22 protein-coding genes and 1 pseudogene are annotated in these 26,105 nt (G+C 39.2%); 11 read left to right on the forward strand and 12 right to left on the reverse strand.

Features of this window, described 5'->3' with window-relative positions:
- Positions 1 to 55: 55 nt before the first annotated feature.
- A complete protein-coding gene (locus Q0X66_RS05295; protein ID WP_297703952.1) occupies positions 56 to 1,615 on the reverse strand; it encodes an aryl-sulfate sulfotransferase in 1,560 nt (519 codons plus the stop codon).
- Positions 1,616 to 1,854: 239 nt separating this feature from the next.
- Between Q0X66_RS05295 and Q0X66_RS05300 the strand changes: the two genes are divergently transcribed.
- A complete protein-coding gene (locus Q0X66_RS05300; RefSeq protein ID WP_297703954.1) occupies positions 1,855 to 2,415 on the forward strand; it encodes a hypothetical protein in 561 nt (186 codons plus the stop codon).
- Positions 2,416 to 2,550: 135 nt separating this feature from the next.
- Here the strand turns inward: Q0X66_RS05300 and Q0X66_RS05305 are convergent, their stop codons facing one another.
- Positions 2,551 to 3,495, reverse strand: coding sequence for an MBL fold metallo-hydrolase (locus Q0X66_RS05305; RefSeq protein ID WP_297703956.1), 945 nt, complete (start codon positions 3,493 to 3,495; stop codon positions 2,551 to 2,553).
- 348 nt (positions 3,496 to 3,843) lie between these two features.
- Between Q0X66_RS05305 and Q0X66_RS05310 the strand changes: the two genes are divergently transcribed.
- Positions 3,844 to 4,386, forward strand: a complete 543-nt coding sequence (locus Q0X66_RS05310) for a hypothetical protein (protein ID WP_297703958.1) — start codon at positions 3,844 to 3,846, stop codon at positions 4,384 to 4,386.
- A 38-nt stretch (positions 4,387 to 4,424) separates the two neighbouring features.
- Here Q0X66_RS05310 and Q0X66_RS05315 read toward each other — a convergent pair whose 3' ends face one another.
- Both Q0X66_RS05315 and Q0X66_RS05320 read right to left on the reverse strand, forming a co-directional pair.
- The gene (locus Q0X66_RS05315) at positions 4,425 to 6,647 is read right to left on the reverse strand and encodes a molybdopterin cofactor-binding domain-containing protein (RefSeq protein WP_297703995.1); all 2,223 of its coding nucleotides are present in this window, start codon (positions 6,645 to 6,647) and stop codon (positions 4,425 to 4,427) included.
- On the reverse strand, positions 6,631 to 7,131 hold the full coding sequence (locus Q0X66_RS05320; RefSeq protein ID WP_297703997.1) for a (2Fe-2S)-binding protein: 501 nt from the start codon (positions 7,129 to 7,131) through the stop codon (positions 6,631 to 6,633). The genes Q0X66_RS05315 and Q0X66_RS05320 overlap by 17 nt, the downstream gene beginning before the upstream one ends.
- A 336-nt stretch (positions 7,132 to 7,467) precedes the next feature.
- Between Q0X66_RS05320 and Q0X66_RS05325 the strand changes: the two genes are divergently transcribed.
- Positions 7,468 to 8,694, forward strand: coding sequence for an aminotransferase class V-fold PLP-dependent enzyme (locus tag Q0X66_RS05325; RefSeq protein ID WP_297703999.1), 1,227 nt, complete (start codon positions 7,468 to 7,470; stop codon positions 8,692 to 8,694).
- A gap of 81 nt (positions 8,695 to 8,775) precedes the next feature.
- Positions 8,776 to 10,479, forward strand: a complete 1,704-nt coding sequence (locus Q0X66_RS05330; RefSeq protein WP_297704001.1) for an aryl-sulfate sulfotransferase — start codon at positions 8,776 to 8,778, stop codon at positions 10,477 to 10,479.
- Positions 10,480 to 10,754: 275 nt separating this feature from the next.
- Here the strand turns inward: Q0X66_RS05330 and Q0X66_RS05335 are convergent, their stop codons facing one another.
- Positions 10,755 to 12,059, reverse strand: coding sequence for a serine hydrolase (locus Q0X66_RS05335; protein ID WP_297704003.1), 1,305 nt, complete (start codon positions 12,057 to 12,059; stop codon positions 10,755 to 10,757).
- A 390-nt stretch (positions 12,060 to 12,449) separates the two neighbouring features.
- On the opposite strand from Q0X66_RS05335, the gene Q0X66_RS05340 reads away from it, so the two are divergent.
- Complete coding sequence (locus Q0X66_RS05340; protein WP_297704006.1) at positions 12,450 to 13,715, forward strand: nitrate/nitrite transporter; 1,266 nt, start codon at positions 12,450 to 12,452, stop codon at positions 13,713 to 13,715.
- 183 nt (positions 13,716 to 13,898) lie between these two features.
- On the opposite strand, the gene Q0X66_RS05345 is transcribed toward Q0X66_RS05340, so the two are convergent.
- The gene (locus tag Q0X66_RS05345; protein ID WP_297704008.1) at positions 13,899 to 15,521 is read right to left on the reverse strand and encodes a TIR domain-containing protein; all 1,623 of its coding nucleotides are present in this window, start codon (positions 15,519 to 15,521) and stop codon (positions 13,899 to 13,901) included.
- Between the two features lie 591 nt (positions 15,522 to 16,112).
- Between Q0X66_RS05345 and Q0X66_RS05350 the strand changes: the two genes are divergently transcribed.
- The 4 genes from Q0X66_RS05350 to Q0X66_RS05365 all read left to right on the forward strand — a co-directional run bounded on the left by Q0X66_RS05350 (position 16,113) and on the right by Q0X66_RS05365 (position 19,508).
- Complete coding sequence (locus Q0X66_RS05350) at positions 16,113 to 16,352, forward strand: type II toxin-antitoxin system ParD family antitoxin (protein WP_297704009.1); 240 nt, start codon at positions 16,113 to 16,115, stop codon at positions 16,350 to 16,352.
- Between the two features lie 4 nt (positions 16,353 to 16,356).
- Complete coding sequence (locus Q0X66_RS05355) at positions 16,357 to 16,656, forward strand: type II toxin-antitoxin system RelE/ParE family toxin (protein WP_297704011.1); 300 nt, start codon at positions 16,357 to 16,359, stop codon at positions 16,654 to 16,656.
- 371 nt (positions 16,657 to 17,027) lie between these two features.
- The gene (locus Q0X66_RS05360) at positions 17,028 to 17,417 is read left to right on the forward strand and encodes a DUF1428 domain-containing protein (RefSeq protein WP_297704013.1); all 390 of its coding nucleotides are present in this window, start codon (positions 17,028 to 17,030) and stop codon (positions 17,415 to 17,417) included.
- A 363-nt stretch (positions 17,418 to 17,780) separates the two neighbouring features.
- Positions 17,781 to 19,508: an amidohydrolase gene (locus Q0X66_RS05365; protein WP_297704015.1), complete on the forward strand. Its 1,728-nt coding sequence runs from the start codon at positions 17,781 to 17,783 to the stop codon at positions 19,506 to 19,508.
- Positions 19,509 to 19,585: 77 nt separating this feature from the next.
- Here the strand turns inward: Q0X66_RS05365 and Q0X66_RS05370 are convergent, their stop codons facing one another.
- The 5 genes and pseudogenes from Q0X66_RS05370 to Q0X66_RS05390 form a co-directional block, all read right to left on the reverse strand.
- A complete protein-coding gene (locus Q0X66_RS05370; RefSeq protein ID WP_297704017.1) occupies positions 19,586 to 19,795 on the reverse strand; it encodes a hypothetical protein in 210 nt (69 codons plus the stop codon).
- Positions 19,796 to 19,808: 13 nt separating this feature from the next.
- A complete protein-coding gene (locus Q0X66_RS05375; protein WP_297704019.1) occupies positions 19,809 to 21,431 on the reverse strand; it encodes a hypothetical protein in 1,623 nt (540 codons plus the stop codon).
- Positions 21,432 to 21,700: 269 nt separating this feature from the next.
- Positions 21,701 to 22,432 carry a CPBP family intramembrane glutamic endopeptidase gene (locus Q0X66_RS05380; protein ID WP_297704021.1) on the reverse strand — a complete coding sequence of 244 codons (732 nt, stop codon included), beginning with the start codon at positions 22,430 to 22,432 and terminating at the stop codon, positions 21,701 to 21,703.
- 113 nt (positions 22,433 to 22,545) lie between these two features.
- On the reverse strand, positions 22,546 to 23,676 hold the full coding sequence (locus Q0X66_RS05385; RefSeq protein WP_297704023.1) for an AraC family transcriptional regulator: 1,131 nt from the start codon (positions 23,674 to 23,676) through the stop codon (positions 22,546 to 22,548).
- A gap of 153 nt (positions 23,677 to 23,829) precedes the next feature.
- Positions 23,830 to 23,955, reverse strand: a pseudogene (locus tag Q0X66_RS05390) (ATP-binding protein); the annotation flags it as partial.
- A 227-nt stretch (positions 23,956 to 24,182) separates the two neighbouring features.
- Between Q0X66_RS05390 and Q0X66_RS05395 the strand changes: the two are divergent.
- Positions 24,183 to 24,593 carry a carboxymuconolactone decarboxylase family protein gene (locus Q0X66_RS05395; protein WP_297704025.1) on the forward strand — a complete coding sequence of 137 codons (411 nt, stop codon included), beginning with the start codon at positions 24,183 to 24,185 and terminating at the stop codon, positions 24,591 to 24,593.
- The gene (locus tag Q0X66_RS05400; protein ID WP_297704027.1) at positions 24,583 to 24,783 is read left to right on the forward strand and encodes a hypothetical protein; all 201 of its coding nucleotides are present in this window, start codon (positions 24,583 to 24,585) and stop codon (positions 24,781 to 24,783) included. The genes Q0X66_RS05395 and Q0X66_RS05400 overlap by 11 nt, the downstream gene beginning before the upstream one ends.
- 296 nt (positions 24,784 to 25,079) lie before the next feature.
- Here the strand turns inward: Q0X66_RS05400 and Q0X66_RS05405 are convergent, their stop codons facing one another.
- Complete coding sequence (locus Q0X66_RS05405) at positions 25,080 to 25,556, reverse strand: nuclear transport factor 2 family protein (RefSeq protein WP_297704029.1); 477 nt, start codon at positions 25,554 to 25,556, stop codon at positions 25,080 to 25,082.
- Between the last annotated feature and the right edge of the window lie 549 nt (positions 25,557 to 26,105).

Here is a 26,105-nt window from a genome sequence, read left to right on the forward strand (position 1 = left end):
CGCGATGGATTCCATACTTTGTATAATAAGGAACCAAATTTATTCCCATCATTAATTATGTACCCTCTTTTTTTGGTTTAGGAGGAAGTTTAAATTCCTCAGGTTGTGGGTCTAAAGGTTCTAATTTCTTTCCCTGTAAACCCGGATGGTCTGCCGGGATAAAATTTGATCTAAATTGCCAATAAGCCAGGGGCATAGGTGAAACTGGTTCCCCATCAGAATGATGAATATTCCCTCGATATGGATTCAGATATTCCCAGACAATTTCTCCATCAGGGGTAACTTCAAAAAAGCGGCCTTTGGGCCCTTCATTGATAAACGTATTTCCATTTTGCATCCGCTGTGCACCTGATATAAAGCTTCCATAAAAAGAAAGTGTATCAGGGGCTATATACTTCCAAACAGGTTCCTCCGGTCCAAATTTACCGTCTTCCCCCTTTAAGTAGTTACCATTATTATCCATTGGGGGTTTTAATTCTAATACTGTCGAATAATCCAGACTATCCGGACCCATTGGAACATCATTATTAAAAATTGTAAGGTGGCCTTCACCTGGTTTTCCTTTTTCGATCCATCGCACATCATGCTGACCAAACAATTTCCTATCAGTAGAATCACCATGGTTATAATTTTTGGGATTTCCCCATCGGTACAAAAAGTCACCACCGCGGCCCATTCGGCCTCCACCGTGACTGGCAGCTTCTGCAGTAGTTGTACTGTGATCAATTATAAATATTTCATCTAAATTTGGGGAGCTAAAAACAATTTGATCCAGTTCGGCATTGTAATTAATAGCATTTAAATGATGAATGTCAGCTCCTCTGTTTTCAACCGTTTGGTTCCTCCAGGCCCTCTTTAATTTATGTAATACGGCCATACTATCATGGGAAATAAGTGGTGGTATTTCCCCATCTTTATTAAAGTCTAGAAGTTCAGGATGAGCGGCAACATCCCCATAGTTATCCTTGGTTTCATCATAATCCTGTATTAAATGATCCCAGATATGCCATTCCCATACAATTATACCCCTGCTTTTACCCTGTGGTTTTATTTCAACAATTTTATCCGGCCAAAGCCCTGCTTTTGGAGTAAATTCAGGTTTCCTCCCAGCCTGTAACGCCTCATCCGCACTCTTAGCTTCCCAAGCAATGGTTAGAATATTACCATTAGGCATTACAGCTATGTCATGATGAGCAAGATATTCTTCAGTGGCGTATTCAAAATCCCATAACATTTTACCGTCCCAGCTAATTTTTTGCAGTCTTCCCGCATTACCTCCGCCTCCAAATACAGGAAAATCGGGATCTACAGAAAGTAATGTAAGCGAACCATCGTCATTTAAATAAAAACTGTTTACCTCATAATTCCCCTTCCATTCGTGGACAACTTTTCCTTCCCTGTTAACCAGATATGTAGAAGCAGAATTTGCCGGTCTGAACAATACATATCCTGGAGCAAGACCTTCTGTAGTTTTTGTTAAACCACGAGGTATATAAAGCCCGAACATATTCCTGTCTTTTTTCCCTTGCTCTTCAGCTAAAGGTTTTTTGTCTGAACAATGAACAAGGATACCGGTCAAAATTAATGCTATAAGATAGCTCTGAAATTTTTTCATGTTAGTTTGTTGGTCTAATGGTTGATTTTACAAGCATTTAAAGCAAGTAAGATAACAAATCACCATTACAATAGACTAAAAATTCTCTTTTTAAATTTTCCGGGTTAATATCTAAATTCCTCCTCAAAAATTTGGTCTTATTTGATTATCTTAGACTAAACAACTTAAAAACCTTGAACCTGCTTTACAAACTATCCTTTTTTATTTTACTAATCTCATGTTCACCAAAACAGGAATCCATGAAACATATATTTTATTTACATGGAATGATTATCGAAGTGCAAGGCATTAATGCCGTTAGTGATCAGTTTGGTCCCTATGAGTATACTAGTATTATAGATTCGCTTAAAGCCACAGGTGCGGAGGTTCATGCAGAAGTCCGCACGGATAAAACCGACTTTTACGAATTTGGAAAGAAAATATCAAAAGAAATAGATGCGCTTATCACGAAAGGTATAACTCCTGAAGACATCACAGTAATAGGTGCATCGAAGGGAGGAATGATAGCTATGTACATTTCCGATATGAATGTAAATAATGTGAATTACTTACTTTTGGGGTCTAGCAGTGATTATACGCAGAAGACTTTTGACTGGAACCTGCATGGAAATATATTAGGGATCTACGAAAAATCAGATACTGTTGCCGGTAACAATTACCAATACTGGATAGATAAATCAACAAATGCCTCCAAATTTGAACAGTTACAGATAAATACAGGACTTGGGCATGGTTTTTTGTATACGCCAAACAAGGCCTGGCTGAATCCGGCGAAGGAATGGATGAATCAACCCGATTAAACTTGGATGATCATCTCGTCCTTCTAGAACAGAAGTAATACCCCGGAAAAACATTGTATTACTGGAATGTGATGGGAAGAAGGTTTTTTATTAACTTAAACTATATATTGATCATAGGAGGTATAAGTATTTATATTATAATTGAATACATTTTAGATCTTCTGCTAAAATAATTGTTCCATTAAATTTTGACCCTACAAGTCTCAGAGTAGAATTTATATCATAAAGACTAAATTGATTAGCTCGCTTATTAGTAGTATCTAATTTCATTAAATGACTTAAAACCACGGATTGAATACCTGATTCCTCAGCCACCGATCCTACTTTGCTTGGTTTGGCATGAAGGTTTGTAAATGGTTTGTCAGCTGCTTCAGAAATGGCCAAATGTAATACCAGAAGGTCTGCTCCCTTTACAAAATCAATAAAACCAGGAGTATCAAGAGTTTGATCTGCTCCAAAAACAATACTCTTGTTGTCTATGGTAACCTTATAGGCCAGTGTAGGCTTATTGGCATGGTTTACCCCAATAGCAGTTACTTCGAGCAAATCATCCTTATAGACCGTTGTTATAGAATCTTTTTGTGGTAAAACATCAATAGCATTGATCCTTGTAAACGCGTCTATGGGGGCCGACATATCATTAACCGCCGACAGGAATCCCCTAAGTCCGTCAGATCCTTCTCCTGCAGGTCCGGATACGTTTAATGGAGCCGGACGGTTTGTAAATATATCGGACCAAAGTAAGGCTGGTAGCTCTGAGGCATGATCCGGATGAAAATGGCTTATGCCAAGAAACTCAATATCTCTGATATGTACTCCTGCCTCTTGTAGTCTGAGATATGTTCCCCCACCAGCATCTATCATGACAACCGGATTGTCATTTAACCAAACCAGGTATCCTGTTGAAGCCCGGCCATCTCCGGCAGCAGGACCACCTGAACCCAGAATCTGCAGGGTAATGCCCATTTTATCACTTGTTGTATCAGTTTCCACAGAGCCCTGTTCCGGTTCAACTTTTGGATTCGGATTACAGCCTATAGTCAGAAATAATAAAATAAGAAGTATCAGAAAATTTTTCATAAAAATAGATTTCGGTTAACATAGATAAATATACTTTATCTGATGTACCTTTTCAAAGTATTACAGCTCGGGGGTTAAGCCCATTTTAAGGTAAAACCAGACTCTAACATTAAAGATAGCGAAACATATATATAAAGTACTAACCTATATAGATGCTATTGAAAAACATTGTGGGATCAAGCAGATCATCATTTTGATAACTTTAGAAAATGAACTTAAGATCATTCTACCGCTTTAATTCGGCTTTAATAGTATTTTGACTACAAAATTTAGCAGTTGACCACATATTTTTTTTTAATTCGCCAAAGTTTACCTCCTTTACGGTCCCTAATCTTAAAATGAATTAAAATGAAACCTAATTTTCTATTATTATTTGTGTTTATGTCGGCAACTTTGTTTGCCTCTACAAAATGTGACAATACCTATTCTTCGGCGTCTTATGCTTTAAACCACACTAAGAAATCATTTAGCTCAAAGAATTTTGATCATCAAAAATATTATGCCTATAAGGCTCTGGAAGCTTTAGAAAAAGTAAAAAACCAGATAGAAGTATGTGGTTGTGAAAAAGCTATGGATCCTATTTTAGACGGGATCGAGAATTTGGAAAAAGCCTCTGATCCAAAAGATTTTAAAATGGGAAGATATTATACCAAAAAAGCTTTTGGTGATATACAAAACCTAATTAGTGAGCTAGATATGTATACTCAAGGTATTGAGCAGGTTATCAATAGTTCGAAGGTCTCAATAGACGAGAATAACTCTGAGGAAGTAGCATTACGTTCTGAATTAGCCGCAATTAAAAGTCAGAAATCTAAACTTGCCGAAGAGCAGGTGCGACTTCTGGAGCGACAGAAAGCTATAGAAGAGCAGATAAACAAAACGGGGTCCTAAAAAATATATTCCTTTTACATTATTATAGGTAAGTCTTATCAACCTAAGATCTTTGAATCAGCCTTTAATTCATGATTTTTGACAGGCAACTCGCGGATCCTAATACCTGATGCATTAAATATTGCATTTGTCAATGCCGGGGCAATGCCCGGTGTACTGGGTTCACCTGCACCACCAGGAAAGTTATCGCTAGTTATAATAAAAGTTTCAATTTTAGGTGACTCATCCATACGCAGCATCTGGTAATCATGAAAATTACTCTGTTTTACTGCCCCATTTTCTATAGTTATTTCACCATAAAGAGCAGCCGTAAGTCCAAAAATAATTCCACTTTCCATTTGTGCTTTAAAACCGTCGGGGTGAAATGCAAATCCAGGATCTGCTGCACAAACTACCCTGTGTACCCTTAGCTTGTCTTCCACTAATTCTATCTCGGTAACCTGCGCCACAATGGTACCAAAAGATTGGTGAAGGGATATCCCTCTTCCCCAATTAGCAGGTAGGGCTTCACCCCAATTGGATTTCTCGGCAGCCATATCCAATACTTTCAAATATCTGGGTGCATTTGTAAGATGCTCACGTCTAAACTGATAAGGATCTTTATTGGCTTTAAACGCCAATTCATCCATAAAAGACTCGGTAAAAAAGGCATGCATAGAAGAGTCTACACTCCTCCAATATCCCCATGGGACATGTGTTTCACTGTTCGTATAATGGATAAATTGATTGTCTATACCATAAGGAATATGAGGGGCTTCTTCAGGTTCGTTTTTAAATACAAATTGATTGTTCCATGCAGCTATCATGCCCTTGGAATCCAAAGCAGCTTTAAAACGACTCACATTGGCCTCTCTGTAATGATCCTGTCTTATATCTTCTTCACGAGACCAGATCAGCTTAACAGGATAGTCCACTTTTTTAGCAATAAGTGCAGCCTGTACAGCCACATCGGGAACGGATCTTCTCCCAAATCCACCGCCCAGAAATTGATTATGTACAAGAACTTCTTTTCGGTCTATATCAAGAGCTTCAGCCACACTGTTCGCAAATCCTAAAGGATTCTGACTCCCCACCCAGATCTCGCAACTATTCTCTTTTACTAAAGCCGTACAATTCATGGGTTCCATGGTGGCATGGGCCAGATAAGGTACCCGATATTCAGCTTCTACCACATTGGTGGCTTCTTTAAAAACGGCCGCGATGTTTCCTTTTTTAACATCTTTTTCTTCGTTACCCTCAGCAATAGCAGTATCCATATCCCGTAAATACCTATCATAGATATCTGATTGTTCAACTGCATCATTAGCGCTTGTCTCAAATGTTATTGGTAATGAATCAATTGCATTTTTGGCTAACCAATACCCATCTGCAATTACGGCAACAGCACCTTCTAAATTGACCACTTTATGAACTCCGGGCATATCTTTAATTGCCTCATTGGCAAGAGGTTTAACTTTTACCCCAAAGACGGGTGATGCTTTAATGGCTGCATATTTCATATTGGGAAGGACTACATCAATTCCAAAATTTGCCGTTCCATCTACCTTTGAAGGGATATCAAAACGCTGTGGTGAGGTTCCCATTAAGGTAAATTCTTCTGATGATTTAAGGCGGGGTTTGGCCGGCTGAGATAAATTGGCTGCTTTAGCCGCAAAATCTGAAAAAAGTGCCCTTCTATCCGATGCCAGGTGAGAGATTGTACTATTTTTTACTACCAATTCTTCTTTCGGGATTTCCCACTGTTCTGACGCTGCTTGCAGTAAAACTGCTCTTGCAGCGGCGCCTGCCACTCTCATAGCGAACATTCCCGTAAAGCGAACAGATCCACTTCCTCCTGTTACTTGTATGTTTAAATGTTTAGTAGCAGTTAAAAAGAAGCCATCAACTGTACCCATTAGAATTGAAGGAATATCCCTTGGCCCCAGAATAAAACCTTTTGCCATGGAATAATTGGCATACTCCTTATTGCCCGGAGCTTCAAGTATACGTACTTTGGTCCAATCGGCATCCATTTCATCTGCCAGCATCATGGGTAATGTTGTATGTACGCCCTGCCCCATTTCCGCATGCGGCACAACCACAGTAACTATATTATCTTTGTCAATTTTCAGCCAGATGTTCAGCACCGTTTCGTCGTCACCAGCAATTAAATCTTTTACCTTTTTTGCCCGGTTTCCGGGTCTGATAGCAACGCCAAGGACCAATGCTCCGCCGGTGAGCACCCCAGTTGTAATAAATGCTCTTCTACTCCATTTCCCCATGATCCGTATCTTTTTTGCTTAATGATGCCTCCAGTATTTCAGCAGCCCGCTTAATTCCTTTTCGAACCCTTGGGTAAGTACCACATCTGCAGATATTGCCACTCATAGCCTCGTCTATATCCTTGTCGGTTGGTGACAAATTATTTGTCAATAATGCATGTGCAGACATTATTTGTCCCGACTGGCAATAACCACATTGGGGAATTTGTTCTTCTATCCAGGCAATTTGTACTGCATGCAATTTGGTCGTTCCGGTTGCAATGCCTTCTATAGTAGTTATTGCTTTACCCTCAACTGTTTGCACAGGTGTTAGGCAAGACCGTATAGGAGTCCCTTCAAGATGCACCGTACAGGCTCCGCATTGCCCTATTCCACAACCAAACTTAGTTCCGTTTAATCCAAGCTGTTCTCGGATGACCCAAAGTAAAGGAGTAGCAGGATTGACAACAACCTCGTGTATTGTATTATTTATATTTAGTTTCATTCAATAGTAATTGTTAAAATTTCCAACTCATAAAATGCTGCTCAAGGTTTTCTAAAGCTACATATAAATATGGAAAATAGTTTTGTTACCTTAAAATTTGTAACATTAGTTATCAATATAAATTGTTACCGAATTTTTTGTAGTTTACTTCTTATGCACAAAATTCCAAATGTATATTTTAAAAGATAATTGAGTACCTTGGTGTCGTAACCTCCAACCAAAAAATCATGGAATAAATTTCTAATTATCAGAGATACCATGTTGGAAAGATTGTACAGCAGTTGCAGGATCCCCACAACAGAAGTTATAAATATTCATTGAATTACCATTTTCATTATGAAACTTGATTTGCAATTTGTACGCTCACAGTTTCCAGCTTTTGCGGAACCTTCTCTGGAAGGATGGGCTTTTTTTGAAAATGCCGGAGGATCTTATCCTTGTTCACAATTTATTCATCGGCTAAATGATTTTTATATGAAGAACAAGGTGCAGCCATACTATCCTTACCCTGCTTCAATAAGAGCAGGGGAAATGATGGATACTTCTTATAGGAGGATGGCCGAGTACCTGAATGTAGAAGAATCTGAAATTCACTTCGGACCGTCAACCACCCAAAATGTATATGTGTTGGCAAATGCCATGCGGCCTATGTGGAAAGACGGAGACGAGATTATCGTTTCCTGTCAGGATCATGAAGCCAATGCAGGGGCATGGAGAAGATTGGCAGACCGAGGACTTAAAATTGTAGAGTGGCATGTAGATCGGGAAAGGGGCTTATTAGGCCTGGATGATTTAGATGGTTTATTTTCTGACCGAACCCGGATGGTGGTATTTCCCCATTGTTCAAATGTGATAGGTCATGTGAACCCGGTAAAAGAAATAAGTCAAAGAGCACATGCCAACGGGGCACTTTGTGTTGTAGACGGCGTGGCCTATGCTCCACATGGCTTTCCGGATTTAAAAGCATTGGGGGCAGATATTTATTTCTTTTCATTATACAAGACCTATGGGCCACATTTAGGCTTGATGTATGTTAAGAAAGAATTGATTGTTAAAATGGAAAATCAGTCTCATTTTTTCAAGGAGGGTATTACCAGAAGTATGTTAACCCCTGCCGGACCGGATCATGCTCAAATTGGTTCGGTGAGCGGCATATTGGATTATTTTGATTCGGTCTATGAACATCATTTTGACAAACAGACAGTGCCTTCTCAGAGAAATAGTGCACTAAATAGATTATTTCGTGAACACGAAAAAGCCCTATTGGAGCGGTTACTTGAATTTTTAAGATCGCGAGATGATATTCAACTTTTAGGCCCTCCTAAAGCCGATGGAAGAGTGCCTACAATTTCGATTCTTCCTCTTAATAAAAGTCTCGAAGAAGTATATGCAAGCTTAACTCAACATAAACTAATGATGGGGATGGGTAATTTTTATGCGGTTAGACCTCTTAAAGATATGGCTATACCAGCAGAACCAGGCGTGTTGAGAATGTCTTTTTTGCATTATACCAGTACCGAGGAAATTGATCAGTTGATAGCAGGCTTAAAGGTTGCACTGTAATCTATACAGCTTTGATTAAAGGCTGGGGAAAAATCCTTAAAAAAGATTATATTACGATATAAATTTACCAATCAAAACCAGATGAAATTCATGCATATAAGTAATCGGTCCAAGAATGCTGTGTATCCTTTCCTGATCATTCTCCTCAATTTGAGATCATACAGATTTGCCCTGCTGGCATTTTTTGCCACTCTTATTCTTCTCAGCTGTGCGGGACCTCCTGTGGCCACAAATGTGCGACTAGTTGCGAATCCGAATAAAAATGCCCCATTGGCAGGAATTCTGACTTTTACTTCAGACCGTCCGGTAAGCACTACCTTAACTATTGATGATGGGGTTACACGGCAAATTGTACAACCTGATGATTCCTTAAAAACAAATCATCAAGTTTTGGTTCTGGGACTGAAACCGGGGAAACTACATCAGATTACAGCAACCCTCAGAGATGAAAATGGCAGGGAACTCCTATTAGATTCCCTTACTATTGAAACCCCTCCATTGCCAGACGATTTTCCTTCACTGGAGCTGGTACAGGAGAAAACCGCTGAGATGGAGCCGGGTATAACGATGTTCACTGTGTTTCGGTGGAAAGAACCATTTGATGATGATGCGGACTGGGGTTATGCTATTGCGGTAAATGAAGCGGGGGATGTAGTTTGGTACCTGAAAACAGATCATTGGATTGATGAAGTCCGCAGAAAACATAACGGAAACCTGATGTTTGGAGGAGTTGAAGACGGACGTGTTTTTGAAGTAGATATGCTGGGGAACATAGTTCAGGAATGGTATTCTTCTGGCGCAGTTTCAAAACCCGTGACAGAAGGAAGCATTGCTGTGGCTACGGATATGTTTCACCACGACGTAATAGAGCTTGCCTCAGGTAATTTCCTTGGTCTGGGCCTGGAGGTCCGTTCCCTGGAGGATTTCCCTGTGGAGTATCCTCCTTCTGTTAAGAAACAAACCGCAGACGTTGCAGGTGATGTCATCATAGAGTTTGCTCCCGATGGCAGCACATTACGTAAATGGTCTCTGGTAGATATACTGGACCCCAGACGTCTGGGTGATGGTTCTTTAAGTGGAGATCATTACTACGATATTTATAAAGAAACTTACGATCCGCTTCCCTATGATATTACCCACAGTAATGCCATTTATTACATAGAAGAAGAAGACGCGGTTCTTGTCTCATCCAATTTTCAATGTGCGATATACAAAATTGATATGAAAACCGGCAACTTACTATGGATTCTAGGGGATCCTACGGGTTGGGAGAAACCCTGGTCCGACAAACTTCTGAAACCAAAGGGCGACCTAATTTGGCCGTGCCACCAGCATGGAGTAGAAATGACCCCCCAGGGCACAATTCTTATGTATGACAACGGCGGAGGCCGCTTTATACCTCCAAATCCCCCCATGCCGGAGGAAGAACGTTTTAGTCGCGCACTGGAATTGCGGGTAGATGAAGCTGCCGGGACCGTAGAAGAAGTATGGACCTATGGGCCGGAAAAGGAACGATTTGTTTCGCCTTTTATTAGTGATGCCGACTACCTCACAAATACAGGCAATATTTTAATAACCGATGGTGGGCGTTTTAAGGATAAAGAAGGCAAGCTGATGCCTACATTCGGTGGCCATCAATGGGCCCGAATCCTGGAAGTAACCAAAAAACCATCTATTGAAAAAATCTGGGAACTACATATTTATGATCCAGAAATCCGTTATTCTGTATACAGGGCCCAACGATTTAACAGTCTGTACCCCAATCTGGACCGTCCAACAGGATAAATAGATTCTATAGATAACACCCATGACAGGGGTAAATATGTGCTTTTTAGAATAATGTGCAAATAATAGTTCGAGTCGTCAAAAAAGCATGAATCCAAATGGAAATGGATTGCTGTAGCCGACAAGTAAATACCCTGGTTTTACGATGAAATAGAACTTGTTTTAAAACTTTAAAAGGATGCCGCCAAGAACTTATATAAATATAGTGTTAGAGGTTGAAAAACCAATGGTTCTAGCTTTTATTAGAGTTGTACTTTTTTAAATTAATATGCCACTCAAAAGGCTGGTATAGTCTTAGGAACGCTTGTCAGGGCAATTTTGGTAGTGGTTTGGTCATATATATCTTTAACAATCTTGTACAAATCCGGGACCAATGTTTTGGCGAGTTTGGAGTTATTGTTTAATAAAACACAAATCCCCAGATCGGCTTCAGGATAAACCGCAATTTCATTTCTATAATTGTTTACGCTACCCCCGTGGTGCCAAATGGTTTTTTGCAAACCTGTTTCCTCTTCAGAAAATTTATGGATTCTCCACCCAAAGCCGTAATGTGAGGATAAGTGTCCGGGCCAACGCTGGTAATATTTGCTGTGGCCTTTAATTTCTACAATTGGATTAAAAGCCTCTTTTAAAGCAGATTTGCTCATTATCTCCGGGTTATGCCCTAGTAAAAACCGCATCCATCTGGCCATATCTATAGCGCTGGCATTAATACCCCCAGCGGCTATGGCATTGTAATAATGGTCGTTAAGTTTTTTGGGTCTCCACCCGTTTCGCCTCTTTGAATGGGGCATTGCAACATTTTTTTCATGCGCCAAAGTTTCATAATCCATTGTGGTTGAACACATTTCCAAAGGCTTAAAAAACCTATTCTCCAATGATGTAGTGATTTCCTGGCCGGTAGCTTGGTACATCATCTCACCAGAGAGGGCAAACAGGGCATTCTGATAGCTATACATCAAACCGGGATTACTAATTGGTGTAACTTCTTTGAAGCGTTTAGCAATATCTGTTAATGACAACCCGGCCTCAACCAGATTGGTGAAACTATGGTAAGGTGCCCCTGAAGTGTGTGATAAAATATTGGCCAGAGTAATTTTATCTGTATTACTTGTATTCCCCAACTGAAATCCCGGAATATAATCGCAGACCTTATCTTCCCAATCTAATTTGCCTTCATCTTTTAAATTGGCAGCCAATATACCGGCAAATCCTTTTGACAGGGATCCGAGTCTAAATATCGTTTGGCCGTCAACGCCGCCATTTACATTAATATTTCTTTTGCCGAATCCATCTGAAATTACAATCGAATCTCCTCTTACGATGCTCACTCCGGCACCTACTATGACACCAGATGCGATGGCTTTATCAAAATATGCTCTTATGGCAACTTTCAATTCTTGTTGCTGCAATTTATATAGCTGCGCCTCTCTTTGATCCGCTAAAGATTTCTTTGACTTAGCGGTTGAAATAGGATCTTTGGACTCAGAAGTGGATGCAGCATTATTAATGCTTCCGGTTAGAGCCAAAAGCGCAAGAATTAAAATCGTTGTGCCTGCCAAGATTTTGTAACTCTGCATAGGTAAATTAATGTTTGATTTAGGGTTAAACAGATTGAAAATAGGATTTTATAACTAAATAACCGATTAAAGGCCTGATTATTATGTCTTTCATTGCTTTTTATATTGATTTAAATGTAGAAGGCACAGCTCAACCACAAGTAATTCTGCTGCTTTATTACAATGTGGAGCTCCAAATTAAGCTAACCCAACCCTCGGAATCCCATAAATTTCAAATTCCAAGAGCCTGGCTATAAATCATAGTTATTTAGAATTTGATGTTTGGAATTTGTTCTTTGAGATTTGGGATTTAGTGCTTGATGCTTTTATAGATAATTCAGTAACTTGGTGAGCTAACCGCCTGCCATCCTTTTATATGATCAAATTATTCTGTAATAGCCCCCAAACTCGATGAATCAAAAAAAAGCCCCATGGCACTTTCTCTTGCTACTCATTTTGGCCGGGGAGTCTGTATTTATTCTTCCATTTGTTCTTGCACGGGTCTTTAGACCTACAGTGCTTGAGGCATTTGGGCTAGACAATGTGCAGTTGGGCATATGTTTCTCTGTATATGGGATAGTAGCCTTGCTATCCTATCTCTTTGGTGGTCCCCTGGCCGATAAATATCCTCCAAGAAAATTGATTGCTGTGGCACTGTGGATGACAGCCTTGGGAGGCTTGGTCTATGCTACTTTTCCCGGTTATACAGCATTAAAAATACTTTATGGTTATTGGGGTTTTACAACCATTTTTTTATTCTGGGCTCCAATGATCAAGGCTACCAGAGTCTGGGGTGGGTCTTCTTCACAAGGCAAGGCGTTTGGATTTTTGGACGGCGGACGTGGATTAGTGGGTGCCCTATTCGGTGTTATGGGCGTATTTATTTTTGCGTTATTTATCAATACTGAAGTTTCAGAGGCGACCGTTTCTGAAAGCAGAGCAGCTTTCAGGTATGTGATTCTGGTTTCCTCGGGCATAGTTGCTATAGTGGGCCTATTGGTGTGGTTCTTTATGAAAATGGATCCAAAAGCAGAAAAAGAGATCATCCTGGACCAAATAACGATATCACAAATAAAAGAGGTGCTGCGTTTGCCTTCGGTTTGGTTACTGATGATCATTATTTTATGTGCTTATGTAGGCTATAAAATCACAGATGTGTTTTCGCTCTATGCGCAGGACGTAATGCTTTATGACCAGGTACAATCGGCCCAGGTAGGTACTTTTTTGTTATTTGTCCGTCCTGTCATTGGGGTACTAATTGGGGTACTGGCAGATCGCACAGATACTACCTACTGGTTGGTAGTTAGTTTTGTAGTTTCATTCCTGGGGGCATTATTGTTCGCTACAGGTATAATTTCTGATTCGTCAACAGCATTGTTTTTTATATCCATTTTGGTTGTGGCGACCGGAGTATACGCTGCACGTTCTCTATACTTCGCAGTGATGGAGAGGGGGCAGATCCCTTTGATACTTACGGGGACTGCTGTTGGTCTTATTTCACTAATAGGCTATACTCCAGATATATTCGCAGGGCCCGCGATGGGATTTCTCTTAGAGAATTCACCGGGTGCAGTGGGTCATCAGCATGTGTTTTGGATGTTGGCTATATTTTCCTTCACAGGTGGTATCGCCGCCTGGTATTATTTCCAATTGTATGGAAAGAAGAAACAGCATTGAAAATGATGTAGCGAAAAAGTTCTATGATATAGGAGGCATTATTATAAATCAAGAAATTAAATCACTCGAATACTTCTATAGATAATTCATTACCCTGGATAGGTAACTGGCAATCACTACTTTTTAATTAAATTCCAAAAGAGTGCTTATGTCAATAATTAATTTGATGATAATTCTGCCTATTTATCGCCTAAAATCGCGAATTGCCCTAACTTTAAATTTCCGGTGTTCTACATTTTTGTTGTAATGATACGATGTATTGCCATCTTGAAATCTTATAAGTCGTGCCTGGTAATCATCATATGCAGTAGCACTCCAATACAGTTCATCAGCAAATTCACCGCTATTGGTTGCGCCCTGTCCTATAGTCTGGTACATTATTCTTAATTCATCGAAAGTTGGCAATCTCCATCCTTCACCTAATTGCTCGTGAATTTTAGCAGCATTTTGCCATGCCATCGGACCGGCGTCTTCAAGATGCGCGATTTTGCCAGTATTGTTAGAAGGATTAATTGCAAAAATAATTCCTTCATCGTGGATGTCACCAATAACTAATTTTGTGAGAGTCGCTACCTTATTCAAAGAATCAATACTAGTTTTTTCCAAAGCAGTTGAATCCTTAATATCTGCTGCATTAATTTTCGGTGAGGTGGGTAAGGGTCTTTCGGAGTTTTTATTAAATACTGAAAAAGCCCATATTACCGCAACAATAAGTACTGCTGCCAGGGATGCCGTAAGCACTCTTTTTTTTAAGTTGGTGTCCTTCCCCTGTTGTGTTCCTTCAACTTTCCCGTTGGCTTCAGCCGCAAGTTTTATCCGGTTTTCTTCTTCGGCATGAAGCTTGGCATCTACTTCTTCCTTACGTATTTTCTGCTGTTCAGCTCTTAGAATAGTTGCCGCTTCTGCTGTTTCTTCATCTCTGTTCTCTTCCCCGGCATTTCTCCTGGTTACTTGGTCTTCCTTACTTTTTTTCTTCTCCTCTGTTTTTATATTGGCCGATGCTTCCACTTCTTCCCTAATTCTTTTCTCCTTCTCGGCTCTTCTTTTGGCCACAGCTTCTTCCCATAATCTATCCTCCTCTGCTCTTCTTTTGGCCGATGCTTCTGCTTCTTCCATAATTCTTTTTGCCGCCTCGGCCCTTCTTTTGGCTTCGGCTTCCTCCCATAGTCTATTCTCCTCCACCGCATCAATTTCTTCCTTAAAACTTGTCCCTTCCCCGGCTATACTATCGGTTTCTTCCTCTTTTGCAGAACTGATCGCTACCTGCTCTTCGCTTATGTCATTCGCTGCCTTCTTTTCTATTTCTTTTTTTGGTTCCTCCTGATTCAAATTATCTACAAATGGCGTAATTATCGTTCTTATGCCTGCCGCAACATTGTTATATACCAGATCAGCTGAATCCCAATCTCCTATAGGCTTTCCTTCCTCCGGCAATATTTGTAATTCATTTAGATTAATATCGTAGTCTGTTAATTTAAGATCAATATCCCACTGACAATTATCAATAATTATAGGGATGACAACAGACTTGTTTTCTTTATGCCTGTCAATGATAGCTTTAAATTCAATCTGCTTGATAAATTGAGAATTCATGAAATCATCACTTACCAAGAGAAGAAATATATCGGTATGATGTATGCGTGATTCAATATAAGTTTTCCAGGGCTGCCCGGCAATAATAGGATCATCGTGCCAAATAGATAAATCGAAAGCTTCGTTCAAGGGGTCCAAATGACGCAAAAGATGAATCATTATATCTTTATCCGCCAAGGCGTAGATCACAAATATATTTATCTTCCGACCCATTTATTTAACAAATTAGTCATCATCAGGAAAATCATAATATGCCTTACAGTCGGGGAAAGTCTGAATTTTTCCGTTTGCATATACTATCTATCTTATCTAAGATAGAGAATAAAAATATCAATGCTGATAATGTTATCAAATAATTTGCAGTTCGTAACTGACTGTCAATGCGCTGTGTATGGACAGCCTGCCCTCTCTTCCATAAATTCCAAACTACATCCCGATAGCTCCTTCTCCATAGTATTACGAAGGAGAAGCTATCGGGACCAAATTCCAAAAAAGTAGTTACCGACAATAATAAATTGGACTTTGTTATTTGTTATTTGGTGCTTGGTGTATGTTATTTGGTGCTTGCTATTTGGTACTTGCCATCAGCTCAACCATCCTTCCTTAGCCAAGCTCCGATATTGAATGACAACAGATATTTACCAGGATTTGTAAGTTTTAGACAACGAAAACAAAAATGCATGATTACATCGGTTTTATACTAATAGTAGGTGTATAAAGATGTATTTTACATCTATATAAACAAGTTGGGTGGAATTTGATAAAGTTACCAATTTTTGGTATTTTTGAATAAACCATACTCTGATGAGCAAAAATACATCCATATCGTTGGGAAATTATTTTGATGAATTTGTCCATAAACGCATTAACGAAGGCCGGTATAAAAACGTAAGTGAAGTTATCCGGGCTGGACTAAGACTTTTGGAGGAGGAAGAAAGTAAGGTAATCGCTTTAAAGACTGCTATTCAAGAAGGTATCGATAGTGGAATCGCCAAGGATTTTGACTCGCAAAAACATCTTAAATCCCTAAAGTCAAATAAATGACTGCATGGCTAAATACTATTTGACCAACAAAGCAGTCGAAGATTTGACGGAAATCTGGAATTACACATTTGAGCAGTGGTCGGAACGGCAAGCTGACAAATACTACCAAATGCTGCTTGATAATTGCCGTGACATTGCTGAAAACCCGGATTTAGGAAAAAACTACGATGGAATTACACATAACCTGCTCGGACTTAAAACAAATCGACATATCATTTTCTACCGGAAAATTGATTCAAGCCTTGTAGAAATAACCAGAATTTTACATGGACGAATAGACTTGAAAATCCGAATGGGGGAATAAAAACTACACCCAACAATACCTATGATTCATAGCTGCCTCTCCCCTAACCTTAATTCTCTCTTTTGTTCTTTCTGATTATACTATCAATTTAAAGAGAATCAAACTTAAGCGGTGTATAATTAAATGCGGTCGGATTTTCCAAGTTGAAAATCCTGCAATCAATTATCTTTAACAAAGCGAAAAAATTCAATAGAATTTTCCCGCAACTAATCATACACATCACGTTGGGCAACAGCATAAAGAAATCTATAGAACTACAAAAAAATAAAGCATTTGAAGATTCGCATGCAAGTGGGTATCAAAAAAAATAAATTAGAATCAAAATCAATGAATTAACTAATACAAGAAACGGAATAAAAATGAAAGAAAACATGACAAATTACATAGACGGATTCGTCCTTCCCGTTCCACGAAATCATCTGAACCAATATAGGGATGTGGCTGAAGTTGTTGCGAAGATTTGGAAGGAACACGGTGCACTCGCCTACTTTGAGTATGTTGGTGAGGATTTAAAATTGGAAGGTACACGTTCTTTCCCGGAACTCTTAGGTGCAAAAGAGGATGAAGCCATCTTATTTGGATGGGTTGTGTTCGATTCACGCGAGGCGCGTGACCTTGCAAATGAGCGGGTCGCGGCTGACCCGAGAATGAGGGATTTAATTGACCCATTGACAGATCCGTCAAGGATGGTTTTTGATGCCAAACGGATGGTTTATGGTGGATTTCAACCGCTCATCCAATCAAATAGTAGTAAGGCTTGATAAATGATTAAATACAAGTTCCTAATTCCAAAAGAGTAGTTACCGACATTAATAAATTGGACTTTGTTATTTGGTGCTTGTAATTTGGTACTTGCCATCAGCCCAACCATCCTTTCCTGTCCAAACTCCGATATTGGATGGCCTCAGTAGTACACCCGAATGCGTAAGGCTGATATACACACCGTTCAAACCCCCAATACCACCTTGCATGTTTATTGTACTAAACCAAATGATGATTTTATAGAAATCAACACCTTGTATATCTCTATACCAGAGTAACCATATGGCTCCATTGAATACAAAATTATTGGTCTCCTTTAGATTTTAAAATTGTAATTTTAGTTTTCCTAAAAACCAACATATATGCGATTACGAAATTCTATTTTCTGGAGGTTAATACTACTCTTCATTATTTTAACGGCCTGTACCAGCCCTGAAAAACAGTCTGCCACCCTGCTCATTTATGGGGGTCCTATCTATACTGTGGATACCATTCAATCAACCGTGGAAGCGGTAGCTACAAAAGACAACAAAATTCTTTATGCCGGCAGTCTTGAAGACGCCGAAAAATATAAAGATGATCAGACACAATTAATTGATTTAGAGGGCAAAACCATGACTCCTGGTCTAATAGAAGGACACGGTCATTTTATGGGATTGGGGTATAACGAATTGAATCTTGACCTCATGAATACTACGAGCTATCAGGAAATAGTTGATGCCGTTGCTAAAGCAGTTGAAAAAGCCGAACCGGGGGAATGGATTACAGGGAGAGGATGGCATCAAAGTAAATGGACCGAAATGCCTTCCGATACCGTAAATGGCTTTCAAACACATTACAGACTCAGTGAAGTTTCTCCAGATAATCCAGTATACCTTGGACATGCCAGCGGACATGCCGGTTTTGCTAATGCCGCTGCAATGGATATTGCGGGTCTGCAAGTTTTACCCAAAGACGGTGTAAACAAATTTGAGGTAGAGGGTGGTGAAGTAATGCGCGATCAGCTGGGAAGACCAACGGGCATTTTCAATGAACGTGCCCAAGGTTTGATAACCAAACATATTCCCGAAAGTACTCCTGAGAAAGACGCCAAAGCTTTTGAATTGGCAGTAGCCGCCTGTCACAGAAATGGCATTACCGGTTTTCACGATGCGGGTATTGGAAGGAAGACTATTACCCTTTACGAAGAAATGAAGGCAGCGGATAAAATGAAAGTCCGTATGTACGTCATGGTTACCGGTAGGGATAAAGAATTGCTTAGTGAATGGTATCAAAAAGGTCCTTTCATAGATCCGGGTCATTTGGTAACCATTCGGTCCGTAAAATTGAACTGCGATGGGGCCTTAGGCTCACGCGGCGCGTGGTTATTAGAACCATACACAGACAGACCCGGGCATTTTGGTCTCGAAACCTTGCCTATGGCTTTTGTGAAAGAAACCGCTTTGAACGGATTACAACATGGTTTTCAGGTTTGCTCACATGCCATAGGAGATAGGGCCAACAGGGAAATACTAGACCGCTATGAAATCGCTTTTGATGAATTACCTGACCTGGCAACCGATCATAGATTTAGAATCGAGCATGCACAGCATTTGCATCCGGATGATATACCACGCTTTGCCCAGTTAGGTGTGATACCTGCCATGCAGGCAGTACACCTGTCTTCTGACAGACCCTGGGCTATTGACCGTTTGGGTGAACAGCGAATCAAAGAAGGAGCTTATATGTGGCAAGCCTTATTACAAAGTGGTATCCCGATTGTAAATGGTACCGATGTACCCGTAGAACCTCTGGATCCAATAGCCAGTTTGTATTCCAGTGTAAGTCGAAAGACTTTAAAAGGCACCCCCGAAGGCGGTTATGAACCTGAACAGAAAATGACCAGGGAGCAAGCCCTTAGATCATACACTTTGGATGCTGCTTACGGCGCTTTTGAGGAAGACATAAAAGGCTCTATTACGGTGGGCAAACTAGCCGATTTTACGATTTATAGCCAGGATTTAATGAGGGTAGCTGAAGAGGAGTTCTTAAGTACTGAGATAGCCATGACAATTTTTGATGGAAAAGTGGTGTATGACAAGGATGAATAAATCAATTAGGTTGAAAGGAGAAGTTTTATGCCTATTAAATTAATATCAACACCTAAAATCTATATTTTATAATTATTTTAAAGGTTTAAGAAAGTTTTGACTGGCGTATTGGGCTCAAAGAGGTTTTTGGCCTTATAAATATAATCCCATGCCCAGTTTTTGCGCAATACTATAGGTTCTGTTTCTTTTATCACTTTTTGCTTGTCCGCTTTGCAAGATGATAAAGGCACTAAGGCCATTGCGGTAGCAAAAGTTGATGATGTTCTTAAAAAGCCTTTTTTTTTCATTATTATCCCGTAATTATTTCGATTCAATAATTAATTCTAAATTCTCATTAGAGCCTGTCATTTCCCAATGTCCTAAGGAGATGGGTATATTCCCAATACTATTTAAGGTATCAAAAAAGTCTTTGAGTATAAATGGTTTTTCCTCCTGTTCTAATAGTTTGGCATAGGCCGCCATGGCGTTTTCCAAAAGATACTTTCCTGTAATATAACTGGTGCCGTATCCAGGTTGTCGGAGGTATAGATGCTGTTCAAAAATGAGTAACTCCTTTTCCGTTTTCATCCATCCCCTGGGCGTATACTCCGAGTGTAATCCCCCTGCCTCTTCCATAGTCATTTCGTTGGCGTGTGCATATAATGACCCCAAACCTCTTGCAGCCCTCTGAGCGATCATAATATACACTATTTCCCTTGCCCTGGGACTATCATTATAAAGGCCAGCTTCCATAAAAATTTCTTCAACGGCGGTAGCTGTACCCTCATTTCTGGAATCAAAAATATTATATAATAACGGACCGCGACGTATTTCACTTTTATGAGGTTCAAACTCCATCCTTGCTAATTCAAACCAATGATAAAAATGTGAATACAAAGGCCTGGGGTCATAATGCTCTCCAATTACAAAAAAGTTCCGCTTCTCCCTGGGAACATATTCACCAAGATGTTCTCGTAAGGCAGGTTCAAAATATGGCTTTACAGTCACTATCTCCTGTTCGTTTAAAAAACTGATTAGACTATTTGCTGCAGCATCTGCCAGCTTTTGGTAAGCTTCCGGAGAGTTGGCATCTTCTAATGCCGGTAAATCTCTATTCTTATGCTCTTCCAATTTTAAGGAAGTCCAGGCCCTTGCCAGCTCTCTTTTCAAAATCATGACCTCATCTTCCCATGTCAAAGGAACAAGGTGTACATTTTGAAGGTACCATGTGTAATTTTCCTTACCAATACCTGAAGGCCCGGTTTTAAAACTCGACTGTTCCTTTAACCACAATACGAAATTATCTGTAGAAGTAATAGCCTGGTTTATGACAGCTACTATTTCCTTATCGGCTTTTAATTCCTCTTTTTCCTTAAATTTTTTCAGGACCATACTTTGTTCCTTGATATCTCTAATACCCGCGATCCACAAATCTTTTGCATTCCCTGTCAGATTCTTCATAGCCTGTTCATTTAAACCGGGGATGACCTTAAGATCTTGAATCAGGCGTGTCCGTTCACTTTCGGATAAAGGATAACTGTACGTCCATAGTTCAGTAGTTCCATGATGGGTGGGGCCTTCATGTGCAGGAACATCACTTTTATAAGACCAAACTGACTTATAAAAGGCCGGGTCCCGTTCCCAGGGCCTAAGAACTCTATAATTAAAATCATAGCCATTCATTTCAGCCCAAACGATCACCCAATCCACTTGTTGTGAAACGAACCAGGAAGTGGTATCTATTGCTAATAGTTCAGCTTTTAAGGTATTAAACTGGGGTTGTCTTTTCTCAAAACCAGAGCGCGAATAATCTGGTACTCCATTAACTTGAGGTGGGTTTTCAAATGACCTCCATTTAGTAAACAGACTTACTAAGGCCTCATATTTAGTACTGGTGTATTCTGTTTGTGAGGATATCTCCTCCTTTTCTTGTAAACAGCTCATAAACAAGAACGAGATACTAATCGTTAAAGCAACATATTTCATATTGGCCAATTATTATTAATTGCTAAATATATGTAAATTCCTGTTTCTCCTATAACTCTTCAACTACTAGCGTCATGCTAGTACATTAAAGTTTTACTCGACTGCGAGGTAAGGGGTTGGGGGCACAAGTATAGAGCTTTCCGTGCGCATCTTTGATTGGCCGGGCCTATTCATAGTAATAATTTCTATTAAATCGTAAACTGCTCTGTATGTTTCATAAGATGAATTTAGTTGCTGGCAAGGTAAATCTGAACAAAGAGGAGTGTATCCATATAGATATGAGCAATAATCAGTGTCCAAAGTCTTTTCTTTAGCACTAAATAGCTAATTCCCATAGCTAAACCCATAAATCCGGTTTGGACCATCCCCATAAGACCCCATTCATAATGAATTAACCCGAAGAAAACCGAACTAAGAAGTACAGCTATTATCTTGCTATATTTGAAGGATTGTGTTATTTCAACAATGCGATTTATTAAAAACGCGCGGTAGATTACCTCCTCAGCAAAAGAAGAAATAAAGTAAACTCCCAAAAGTGACAGAAGGAGCCCCATTAAATTGTCTTTTAAAAAATCATATCTGCTGAAATCCGCACTTTCGGGAACCCCAGTGATATTGGCCATAATAATAGCCCCAAGAATAAAGCAAGAGGTAGCAAATATAAATACCACCAAAGATTGTCCAAAGACCCGGAGGCCCTGCTTTATAGTTACCCTATTGAAGGTCAGTCCAAATTCTTTCCAGGACTGTCCGCGCAGTTTCAAACTTGTCCAAATCATAGCTAACATAAGGAGATTAGCAACCCAGACAACACTATAACTACGGATTAGATCTTCACCAACCCATGCACTGGTAAATTTAACAAACAAAAAGGCCGGAAGAAATACCAATAACATTTCGCCAAGGCAGTATATCCACGTCTGTTGCTCGGATTTTACATTTTTTATTTTAGTTTCCATATTATTTGAATTTTAAATTAGATTCAAAACTATTGTAGAGAAAAATGGAATTCGACCGTCTTCAGGAAAACGGTCGAAATAAATACAATGATTATTGCATAATCTAGGTATATCTAGATTTGGGATAGACTTTTTTTAAACTCGGATGGCGTTTGACCGGTCAGTTTTTTGAATTCCTTGTTGAAGGAAGATTTGGAATTAAACCCGGCTTGAAACATGGCTTCAATTATGGTCATTTTCTTATCTGGTCCTTGTAGAATTTTTTTCACCTCTTCACAGCGAAAGGTATTTATGAAATCATAGAAGTTTTGATCAAATCCCTGATTTATTACCTGGGAGAGCGTTTTCCCACTTATGCCTAACTCCTTGGCTAAATCTTTGCTATTCAAATCAGGATTCAGGTATAGTTGTTCTGTCTGCATCAAAATTGTTAGCTGATTTTTATATTTATTAATATCAACCGGACTAAGATTAGACATCGCATACTTTTCAGTTTCTTTTTTAGCTATCCCAGAAAATATAGCAGGTTGATTTAGTGCCTTTACCAATATCAGATTAATGAAGTAAAAAGTTGTAAGAAGTAATACCGTAACCGAAACATACAGAAATATCCTATTGCTGAAAATGGGTGTCAGGTTATGAATCATTGCAACAATAGTGATTACAGTAAAAGCCCGTAGCATAAAATTGAGCCAGTCTAGTTTAATCCCGTCTATACTGGAATACTTATCTTTTATTACTGTATGATACGTTTCTACCGTGCGCCAGGATATCCACAAATAGTACAATATATGTAGATAAATAAACAGACTAATGATATACACCCAGGCAGGAAAATCTGCAGTAGTAATTTTTAGCGCAATTTCCGGCCCAGACTCCTTGTCCAGGGAAACAATCAGAAAGAGCACTAAGAATATATATATTGCAAAAGGGAGTAAATGCCACGCATCTCTCTTTTTAAAAGCAAAGTCGTGGAAAATCACAGCACGGCAATAGAAATACAGAATAGGGCCATACAATAAAAAAAAGGTATCATCTAGGAGATGAACCATAGGATTGGGAAATATGGACCCGCTAACTCGGGCTGCAAAATCTATCAGATTAATAGCAAACAAAAAAAATAGCAAAGCCAGCAGCCTATTGTTTCTATTAATTCCTTTTTTGTTCGTAAACAGGTAGAGCGCCAAAAACAAAAATTGGAAAGCTACCAGGATAGAAAGCAATGCGCCCAGGTTGTAATTCATACAATTAAATATAAGCAAATCTCCATAAAGGAAAAGAATGTCAATAGGTCATCGATACGCATTTAATGAAATTTATCCCAATAAACCATATCTGTCGAGTGACCTGTATTGTATGGCTTCACTAATATGGTGTACACCCAAATCCCAAACTCCTTCCAGCACCCCCCTTTTAAATACCGGGAGTTCATCAAGTAAGAGTACCCCGTTATGCGACAAAGATATCTCACCCGGTTGCAGATATGCCCCGCCCCCGACAAGGGCTACATTAGTAATGTTATATAATGTGGTGGTTTATTAGTCTATAGCTTTCGAGCACATATTAGACCAATGGCAATAAATCATCATGGCATGACCAATATCATTTACCGCAGTTTATCTAAATCTTATATTCGGCCCGCACATACCTAGAAAATAGACTTCTAAAATGATAATTTACTTTAGTTAGGTATCATCCTCTCTTCCTGAAGTTAATATTAAAAAGCAGGATTAATTAAATACCGTATATCATGATTACAACAAGAAATCGTAATGAGGTGGAAATGGAAATGAAAGAAACATTAGGATTGGTCCCTAGTTTCTTTAAAAGCATCCCCGATCAATACCTCGAATACGAATGGCAAATGTTCAAAAGACTGCAATTGGGAGAAACACTAATCCCAAATAAGTACAAAGAACTTATGGGTATCGCAATTCATGCGGAGACTAAGTGTATTTATTGTACTTTATTTCACACGGAAGCGGCTAAACTTTTTGGTGCTACCGAGGAAGAAATACAAGAAGCTGTTCATTATGCCAAGATGAGTGTTGGTTGGAGTGTTTATCTAAACGGCATGAGAACAGATTATGAAGAATTTGCAAATGAGTTTACTAAAATGGGTAATTTCCTAAAAACCAAACAAATCGCTCATGCAAATTAAAAAAGGGCAAAGAAACATTTTTGAGATTGCATTGACAGGATATGAATTAGCAACCTTAATATCATCAGCCCGATGGATTATTGAAGGAGCAAAAGGCGAATTAACTTCGGAAGCTATCAATAATCTTAAACAACTATTGGACAACTATGATAAGGAAACAAAAAAGCTGCATAACAAATCATCTTCCTGAATAAAATTCATTTGAAAGATGGAAAGGTTTCATTTAAACTTAAATTCCATAGCCCAAATGAAGAAAGAGATGTTTCAATTTAAAAATTTGTAGACGGATGCCAGATTTTTTCTGGCATTTGTTTTTTATTGTTATGCCAATTACATTTCTTGCCAAATTTTTCCCAATAAGGATTTATAAGAACTGAAATGAAAAAGTCTTCCTAAGTTATTTCATCATTGTTTTGACAAAATTAAAATTCCCCCCGCTGGCGCGAGCGTCACGCTCGTGCCCTGAAGTTGGCAACTTTTGTGTTGTTAATCGGCAAGATAAGAAGCAGCTGAATTAATAATTTTCCAGTCACCTTCAATTCGTTTAAAGACGTTTGTCCAAACACCCTTGACAACTATGGTATCGCCTGTAGACAAAGTTAAACTTTCTTCAAAATCGACTGTGTGAACCGCAGCATCAAACCCCAATACAGATATAGTTGCCTCGCCATATTTTGTGTAATTCCAATTTTCGATTGGGGATAATGTTTCTTTCATCCAATCACCTATATCTTCATGGCCCATGGTAATGGAACCATCCGAGGCCCAAATCACCTCATCATCATCTGCCATATATTCCATAATACCTTCTACGCTAAGACTTTCAAACTGATCTGACCAAGTCAAAAAAACTATTGCTATAGAATCCTTAATGGCAGGAATATCTTGTTTTGTTGGGACTGGATTGGATGGCTTACAGGAATAAAGGACCAGACCTGCCAAAAGTAGTAGTACACTCTTCATTACGTTCTTGGTTAAGGATTTCCTTGTATCAAGTTACTCAAAATCAACCTAAATAAAAAAATTAATCAAAGGTGCCAGGGCATAACAATGACCATAAATAATTGCTACCTATCTCCTACTCCATCCTATGTTAAGAAAGACCAACCAATACTTTTTAATTAAATTCCAAACTACATCCCGATAGCTCCTTCTCCATAGTATTACGAAGGAGAAGCTATCGGGACCAAATTCCAAAAGAGTAGGAACAGCCAGCAATTAATTGGAATTTGTTATTTGGTGCTTGGTGTTTGGTGCTTGGGGTTTGGCGTTTGGTGCTTTTTATTATCCGAGCCAACCCTCCCGATCCAAACTCCTATACTGAATAGCTTCAGCAATACATCTTAATGTGCATGTCTAAATTAAATTTCTTATTTCCCCACTACCACATGTTTATTATGAGTGGCATAACATCCCAATCACTAAAACATAAGAGACCCTCTACAATGTTGTGGTCTTATTTTTGATTGTTTAAGACTGTTTATAGTCTATTAGATTAATTCAGTATTCTTG

The sequence above is a fragment of the uncultured Eudoraea sp. genome, from assembly GCF_947260015.1.
Taxonomy (GTDB): Bacteria; Bacteroidota; Bacteroidia; order Flavobacteriales; family Flavobacteriaceae; genus Eudoraea.